Genomic DNA, 8,064 nt, shown 5'->3' on the forward strand with positions numbered 1-8,064 from the left:
CTGTTCGATACCGAAAACGATCCGCTGGAACTTGTCAATCAGGCCAATCGCCCCGAGCACGCCGCAACGTTGGAACAGATGCGAAAGCGGTACGACCAAGAATTGGCGAAGTGGAAGCAGCAGGCGGTGGATTACAACGATTACCAACGCTACGGAACTCTGTTTGATCGGCACGTTCCGCTGGACGAAAAGTCGATCCGATAGAAAGACGCCGAGCCTTCTCGCTTATCACGAACGGTCAAAACATCATTCTGCCCCATATCATTCTGCCACTTCCCTTTAATCTGTGCTTCCGCCATTTGGAACACTTGGGGAACGAGCGGACGTCGGGTGCGAACTTGCGTCCTGGATGACGTGTCGTGATGGTTCGAGGAATGTTGAGTGGAGAACCCCGATACGGTGCAATGGTCTTGGGATACGACGAAGACGAATTGACAGACGCGGATCGTGAGCCCGGACCCGAGGTGACGTCGAAACTCTTTCGTCGTTGGCAGAAGGCTGTTCGGGGCCGTTCACCGGCTGAAGACATGACCAATCCTGTCTGGCGCTGGCTTTTTCGCGGTCGTGTCGACCCCTATCACGCAAACGAGCGTTTTCGAAGCCGCCTACAAAAGATGCTCCGCCGCGTGGATTTCCCAAGCGAACCACGCTGGGCTGGGTGTCGCATGGGGCAATCAAGAACCGAGTTGGCCGACGGGCGAGTGTTTTGGATCGCCGGCGAGCACGAAGATTTTTACGATCCCGATTTCTTTATTTACAACGATGTCATCATCGAGTCACGCGATGGTGATGTGCGAATCTTTGGGTACCCCGAATCCGTCTTTCGGCCGACTGACTTTCATTCGGCGACGGCCATCAATGACGGTCAAAGTATTCTGATCCTCGGGAACGTTGGTTACCCCGATCAGCGAGATGTCGGTCACACGCCGATCTATCGGCTCGACACTGAGACACTGGCAATGAGTGAAATTCATTCAACCGGTGAACAGCCGGGGTGGATCAGCGATCACCAAGCGACGCTCAGTGATGATGGATCGTCGATCCTTGTCCGTGGTGGCAAGGTGTTGTCCGACGATGGGTTCCTGGAGAACATTGATGACTGGTCGTTGTCTCTCGCCGAATTCCGCTGGGATCGATTGACCAAACGGCAGTGGATTCGATTCCAGGTGGCTCGTCATGACGGGAGCGGCTTGCATCTTTGGAACTACGACATGCGAAAGTTCGCGTTGGAGTACCCGAGGGCCGGTTTGGACCCTGAGGACGATCTGGCTGACGAGATCGGTGCGGAGCCGAACATGGAGGCCTACGACTCGCTTTACCGACCACAAGTGCCCTACACGCCAATTGATCCGGATCCAGAAGACGACGACGATTGGCGGACCAAGAAGATCACCATCGACGGAGTGCGCGTCCGCTATACCGACGACATGGATCAGTTGACGGTCACCGTCGAAGGTGATCTGCCAAAGGCCGTTGTCGATTCGATCGCAAAAGACGTGTGTGAAAACCTTTCACTCGTTGAGAATGCCGACTGTCGGGTGAAATGGATTGATTGAAGCCAGGCGGCTCGTGCTCGGGCCTCATTTACTATTGCGGTAGCGGACCTCACCGAGAGTTACAACCTGACCTCTTTCCACTCGACCAACGCAATTCGAAGACTGAATGGAGTTCGAGCGCTACTTGCGGGTCAGTTGTTCGATTCGTGGCGGTCGCCAACCGAGTCGGTCGAGAAACTCCTTGGGGCCGATCCGTTCGATGCCGAGTGTCCGAGCTTCATGAATCGCCTGCTCGTATCGAATCTGAACGTCGCTGACGTCCATTTCGTCCGGTTTGGCAGCGTCTTCGTCGGGGCTCTCTCCGACGATCAAGTAGCGAGTGTCGGCGGTCAACTCGCCCTGTACTTCACCGTCGGGACGCAGCACAAAATCGATCGATCCACCGAACTGACCGACGATCTGTCGCAGTCGATCGAAGTCGGATTGCCCGTCGGCATCGAAATCGATCCGGCCCGCGATGGCGACTCCGACTGTCGAGCCGGCGTTCCAAATCGGTGAGTGAATGGCATCGCCTTGAAAAAGGAACCGGTTGTCGTCGAGATCGGTGACGCGTGCTTCGGCAAGATGCTCGCCGGCAATCCGCGCGACTTCGATGGTTGCTTTGGGTTGCGTTTCGATGATGGCGTCATCACGCGTTTCGTAGACCGAGAACGTGACACCGGATCGCAAACCGTCGGCCGATCCGAGATTGATCCAAACCACTTCGGACGCCGGTTCGGTCAGCGAAATGTAGCCGTCTGGTTGAACGTCGTCGTCGGTAGGCGGTCGAAGTTTATCCGAAAGATTGGCCACCAGACGCTCTTTGCGATTGAGTTCCGTCTCGAGCTGCCGCAGCTGCTCGTTGAACTCGGCCATCAACTGGTACTTTTCGCGTCGCTGTTGTTCCAGTTGGTCGGCGAATCGCTCGGTGGTTTTTCGAAGTTCGTCTCGTTGCTGGTTGAACGCCTCACGCTGATCGGCCAGTTGGTCCGCCAGCCGGTCGGCCGATTGCTGAATGACCTCGATCTGCTGTTCGAACGACTCGCGTAGTTGGTCGCGTGATTGGAGAAGTTCCTGGTTGCTTTCGGTTAGCTGTGCAAGTTGTCCGTTCATGCGGCGGTTGCTGTCCAGCGTCATCCCAACCAAGGTTCGGTAGTTGAGCTGGTCATCGGGCAATCCGCCACCGTATGCCAAGACATCGTCCTGATAGGCGTCCCGGATGGTGTCCATCGAGGTCACTTTGTCGAACCCGATCAGCGACTTGAGTTCGGCGACGTGATCGTCGTGGTCACGCAGTCGTTGGTTCAACTCGGCGACACGTTGTCCGAGTTCGACGGCGAGTCGCTTTTCGGCCTGCCACCGATCCCAGCACCAATAGGTTCCGATGCCCAGTGTGGCGAAAGCCAGGACGGCAAAAACGAACAACGCGGGTTTTCGTTGAGTGCTTGCTTGGTTCATCAGTTCTTTCCCCCTGTTTTTCAGCCGCATCGTTACGCAATCGCGATGCCATACGGCGTCACCGGGCGTCCGGCGTGACAGATTGGCCGTGATCGCGCCAGTTTGGCGCGTCGGCAGAAGACATTTTTGCGGTCGCAAAGTACGGCCCAGAATCCTTCCAGAATTGGTACGGCCGTTGCAAATTTAAGCCGGCGGACAGGCGAGACTGTCAAAAAGGCACTCGGGTGAATCAAACCCATTCACTCGTTGAGAAAACACCATTCTTTTGAACCCGTTTAAAAGGAGGGTACAAACATGTTAGCGACTCGATGGGAACCTTGGACTGAGCTGAATCGGCTCAGCCGCGAGATGGACCGACTGTTCAGCCGTGGCACCAACGGCAGCGTGATGGGTGTCGGAAGTTACCCTGCGTTGAACGTCTGGGAAGACGACGACAACCTGTTCGCTGAAGCCGAATTGCCCGGATTCTGCATGGATGATTTGGAAATCTATGTCACCGGAAACCAGTTGACCCTCAAGGGTGAACGCAAGCCGCCGGAACATGAAGGCGGAACCTGGCATCGTCAAGAACGCGGCTATGGAAAGTTCAGCCGGATGGTCGAATTGCCCGGCGACATTGATGCCGAAAATGTATCGGCTGAGTTTAAAAACGGCGTGCTGCATATCACGCTGCCAAAAAGTGAAGCCGTCAAGCCGCGACGCATCGAAGTCAAGGCAAATTAGAAGCCAAGGCAAATTGATGCAGCGCGTTGAGCGACAGGCGCGGAGGCGGTTCGTCGGCCAGGCGAGCCGCCGATGCCTGCGGCGCGTGATTCATTGTTCAGAAACACTGTGATTCTCAATGGAGGTGTGCGATGAGTACCACCATGACAACCACCAATCAAAACGAAACCCTACAACAAAACGGTAACCGACGTGTCAGCGAATACCTGAACGAGAACGGTCAGCAAGCTCGATCGACCTTCCAACCCCGATTCGACATTTGGGAAGGCGACGAGGAGTTGATCCTGTACGGCGATCTGCCCGGCGTCAACACCGACGACTTGGACATTCAGTTCGAGAACCGTCGATTGACGATCCACGCAAAGGTGGACCGCTGGCATGATGGCGAAGGATACCTTTACAGCGAATACGGTGTGGGCGACTTCCACCGGACGTTCACGATCGGTGAAGCGATCAACAGCGAAGCCATCTCGGCTGAAATGCATGATGGCGTGTTGACGCTGCACCTGCCGAAGTCCGATCACGCGAAGCCGCGTCGCATCCAAGTCAAAGCCAACTGATTCGATTGCCAAAACACGCATCGAAACGGTCCAAGCGGATCGAAGTCAAAGCGGCTTGATCAGGCAAACCGTTAGGCGAAACAACGTTCGCCTAACGGCGAACCGCAGGCGTCCGTTGACGCGGACGTTTGCGGTTCGCCGTTGACCACGGCCTCTCGTCTGGACCCGTAGGCTCACGCCCAACGGCTGATCATCAATTGACATCAGCCGGTTCGCGCCAGCGTCCGGGCGTCTCGAGCGAAGCGAATCGTGGCCGCGTGGGCAGGCGGGGAGCCGACGAATCGATCAGCGCGCCGTCCATCCGCCGTCGACGACCAGCATGCTGCCGGTGGTGTAGCTCGATGCCGCACTGGCCAGATAGATCGCGGCACCTTGAATCTCTTCCATCCTTCCCCAGCGGTTCAATGCGACCGCCCCGACGATGAATTTCTTTGCCTCTTCCGACTCCGCGATCGGTTCATTCATCGGCGTCAAAAAGGGGCCCGGGCAAATCGCGTTGACTGTGATGCCGTCGTCGGCCAGTTCCAACGCAAGGGCGCGTGTCATCTGCACGATCGCGCCTTTGCTGGTCGCATAAGGGGTGCGATTGGCCAGACCGACCAGTCCCAAGGTGCTGGCCAAGTTGATGATCCGTCCACGACCGCGTCGTTTCATGTTGGGAATCACGGCCTTGCAGACCGACCAGACTCCGTCGACATTGATTTGCTGGACCTTGCGAAAATCCTCGTAGGTCAAGTCGCCGATCGCGCCACGAATGTTGACGCCCGCGTTGTTGACCAGGATGTCGACCGCGCCGAAGGCTTGTTCCACGTTTGCGACAAAGGTTTCGATCTGGCGTGCGTCGGTCACATCGGCCTGTACGCCGATCGCTCGCACCCCGTAATGGTCGCCGATCTGCGTCGCAGCTTGTTCTGCTTCGGCGGCGTTTCGGCTGCACAAAGCAATGTTGGCACCGGCCGACGCCAGTCCCGCCGCCATCGCATATCCCAGTCCCTTCGATCCCCCCGTCACCATGGCCACCTGGTTGGTCAGATCAAACAGTTTGATTCCCGGCAAGACGGCTGTTTCAGGCATGCGGAACTCCTTCATGAAGTTTTCGGCGACAATTGAATCAATCAGGCATCGGCCAAGATGTCGCGACCGATCTTACCCGGCAGGATCACCTTGATGGGGATCTCCATCGGATAGCGTTCTCGAATCTGTGCGACCGCCTGCAAAATCTGTCGCTCATCATAACGCGTCGAGAAGTGCCCCAGCACGAGCGTCTTGATGCGACTCTGGGATACCATCTGCATCACCTGATCGAGGGAACTGTGCCGATTCAAGCTCGGATCGGCAGGGTTCATTTCTTCCTCGGTTAAAAACGTCGCTTCGTGAATCAACACGTCGGCATCGTCGTACCGCCCGTCGGTTTCGATCGGCGTGTCGCCCGAATAGACTAGTTTGGTCCGCCGGATCGGTTCAACAATCGCCGCTTTCCCTTTCTCCATCTTGATCGCAACGATTTCCTTGCCCGACAAGCCGACGTACTCGGGCTTGAGTTTGTTGCTGATCGCTTCGACGAAGTAACTCAGGCTTTTCGATCGGCCGGGCAGGATCGGCACGTGACGATTGGCGACCGCGCGCACCACCAAGTCACTTCGCAGCGGCACCTCGTCTCCCGGATCAAGTGGGATCCACTTCGCCCCCGAGATCTGTGGATCAAATTTCCCCATGAACCCGGCCAGTGCGGGAAACGATCCCGAATGGCGTGGGTAATAGATCGACAATTCCGGTCGCGCATTGAGCTGATTGAATTGCAGCAACCCGGCCAAGTGGTCGCGGTCGGCGTGCGAGATGAAGACGTGTTTGACTTTCCTGGACTTTTGAAGCAGCCCCGCAGACACGCCGTCGCCACAATCAAACAGACAACCCAGTTCGTCGACGAAATACCACGTCGAAAACAGCGCGGTGGAATATCCCGTGATCGTGAGGCGATGGTCTGAACTCATGGGACGATTTCTCGAGTGGCGTAAGCATCCTGCTTGCGTTTATACCCGAGTGGCAAGCAGGATGCTTACTTCACTGATCAGTCACTCGCGACCGTTGATCTCGTCGATCGCCCGTTCATACGCCCGCTTCATGCCTCGGCTGTCGGTTTCGTCCAGCAATCGCTTCAGAATCGGGAGCGCTTCGGTCGCCCGGGGACGGACTTTGCCGAGCATGTACAGCGAATAGTACTGTTGCCGTCGATCGTTGGATTCGATGCCTTCCAGTAGAACGGGGACGGCTTCGGGGCCGGCGGTATTGATCGAACGCAGGGCGTCTTTGGCAAAATTCGTGTCGTCGGGCACCGGCAACAACTTGAACAGCGCCGGCACGGCGGACTTGGCATCGGCACCCAAATCACCCAACGCCACCGCGGCATCGCGACGGACCGCCCAATCCACATCGTCGAGCCCCTGGATCAACAGCGGCACCGATTTTTCCCGATCCGATTCGATCTTTGCCAGACAAGCCAACGCGGCGGCGCGCAGATCGGACCATGAATGGTTCGTCAGGGCGATCACGTTGTCGGACAATGAACCGGCCTGGTCGCCCAACGTCGTGACCGAACGCAGCGACGCGAGCACGACCAGATCTTCGGCATCTGACAGACCATTGCCCAGCGCCGCGATCAGTTCTGCCGAGGGTTCCGCCGTGGTGGCCAGTGCCGCAGCCGCCGCGGCACGCACCGAGGCGTCATGATCGCCGAGCAATTGCATCAACCGCGGAGAGCACCGTCTTGCAGACTCCCCGACCGCTTCGATCGCGATCGCCGCATCACGGCGCACGCTCGCGTCGGAGTCGTCCAGGCCGACAATCAACGCATCGATCGCTGCGGTGGATTTCGATTCCATTCGGGTCAAACCGCCGATCGCGCTGCGTCGCACCTCGGGATCGTCATCGTCGAGCGCGTCGAGCAACAATGTCGTGACGCGTGGTTGGTCCTGATCCACGTTGGCCACGGCCAACACCGCTGCCGCTCGCACCCCTTGTTCGGGATCCTGGCACAGTGTTCGAAGCCGCGACACCACGGCATCGTCCAGTTGCGGATAACGCCCCAGCGACGCCGCTGCGACTTCACGCAGATTCGGATCGACATCATCCAGGCAGGCCGCCAACGGTTCGATCGCCGCTGCCGGAACCGAACGCATCTTGCCGATCGCCTGTGCCGCAATCGTCTTTGCCGCACCCGTTTCATTTCGCAACGCGTTGAGCAGGGGTGGCGTCGCGACCGGGCCGATTTGCGCGAGCGCCTTGGCCAATCGGACGCGAGAATGGTCGGCATCGGACGCCGCGTTCAAGAGTGCCGGAACCGATGCGGCCCCGATTCGTCGCAGCGCTTCATCGATCGGCATCGGTTGGTCGGAATCGGTTTCTGCATCGGCGTTTGAGTCTCGTTTGAGTGCGGCGACAAGCGGGCCGACCGCCCTTTCGCTGCGAGGTCCCAAGGTGCCGAGCGCGAACGCGGCGGCGTCTCGTTGTTGGCTGTCGTCTTGTTCCAGCAATTCGATCAATCGGTCGACTGCTCGATCCGACGCATCATCCAAATTGCGTAGTGCGATCACGCCGCCGCTGCGCACTTGGACGTCGGGGTCCAGCACGGCATCGATGATCCATTGGATCATCTGATCATCCGGCTCCGCCGCGACGGAAACGGCGACGATCGCCGCGGCGCGGACCGCCGAGGCCGGGTCGCCGAGCAATTCGATCAAGCGATCTCGGTAGGGGGCGGCGCGTTGTTTTGTTTTGGCCAGTCCCTCGGC

The 8,064-nt window shown here is 58.0% G+C and carries 7 protein-coding genes and 1 pseudogene; 4 read left to right on the top strand and 4 right to left on the bottom strand.

The window, feature by feature from the left end; translation table 11 throughout:
- Both ABX749_RS13930 and ABX749_RS13935 read left to right on the top strand, forming a co-directional pair.
- A pseudogene (locus ABX749_RS13930) lies at window positions 1–204 on the top strand (acetylglucosamine-6-sulfatase); the annotation flags it as partial.
- A gap of 461 nt (window positions 205–665) precedes the next feature.
- Window positions 666–1,556 (top strand): hypothetical protein, encoded by an 891-nt coding sequence (locus tag ABX749_RS13935; RefSeq protein WP_372896506.1) that lies wholly within the window; start codon window positions 666–668, stop codon window positions 1,554–1,556.
- Between the two features lie 120 nt (window positions 1,557–1,676).
- On the opposite strand, the gene ABX749_RS13940 is transcribed toward ABX749_RS13935, so the two are convergent.
- Window positions 1,677–2,993 carry a hypothetical protein gene (locus tag ABX749_RS13940; protein WP_372896507.1) on the bottom strand — a complete coding sequence of 439 codons (1,317 nt, stop codon included), beginning with the start codon at window positions 2,991–2,993 and terminating at the stop codon, window positions 1,677–1,679.
- Window positions 2,994–3,287: 294 nt separating this feature from the next.
- On the opposite strand from ABX749_RS13940, the gene ABX749_RS13945 reads away from it, so the two are divergent.
- Together ABX749_RS13945 and ABX749_RS13950 are read left to right on the top strand one after the other, a co-directional pair.
- Entirely contained in the window at window positions 3,288–3,716 is a 429-nt protein-coding gene (locus tag ABX749_RS13945; protein ID WP_145214400.1) for an Hsp20/alpha crystallin family protein, read from the top strand.
- A 131-nt stretch (window positions 3,717–3,847) separates the two neighbouring features.
- On the top strand, window positions 3,848–4,276 hold the full coding sequence (locus ABX749_RS13950) for an Hsp20/alpha crystallin family protein (protein ID WP_145214397.1): 429 nt from the start codon (window positions 3,848–3,850) through the stop codon (window positions 4,274–4,276).
- A 285-nt stretch (window positions 4,277–4,561) separates the two neighbouring features.
- Here the strand turns inward: ABX749_RS13950 and ABX749_RS13955 are convergent, their stop codons facing one another.
- From ABX749_RS13955 to ABX749_RS13965, 3 genes are all read right to left on the bottom strand, one after another.
- Window positions 4,562–5,350, bottom strand: coding sequence for an SDR family NAD(P)-dependent oxidoreductase (locus tag ABX749_RS13955; protein WP_372896508.1), 789 nt, complete (start codon window positions 5,348–5,350; stop codon window positions 4,562–4,564).
- Window positions 5,351–5,391: 41 nt separating this feature from the next.
- The gene (locus tag ABX749_RS13960) at window positions 5,392–6,267 is read right to left on the bottom strand and encodes an MBL fold metallo-hydrolase (RefSeq protein WP_372896509.1); all 876 of its coding nucleotides are present in this window, start codon (window positions 6,265–6,267) and stop codon (window positions 5,392–5,394) included.
- A gap of 81 nt (window positions 6,268–6,348) precedes the next feature.
- Window positions 6,349–8,064 (bottom strand): HEAT repeat domain-containing protein (locus tag ABX749_RS13965; protein WP_372896510.1); only part of this gene is annotated, 1,716 nt, incomplete at its 5' end.

It is taken from the genome of Stieleria sp., from assembly GCF_041595215.1.
GTDB classification, from domain to species: Bacteria; Planctomycetota; Planctomycetia; order Pirellulales; family Pirellulaceae; genus Stieleria; species Stieleria magnilauensis.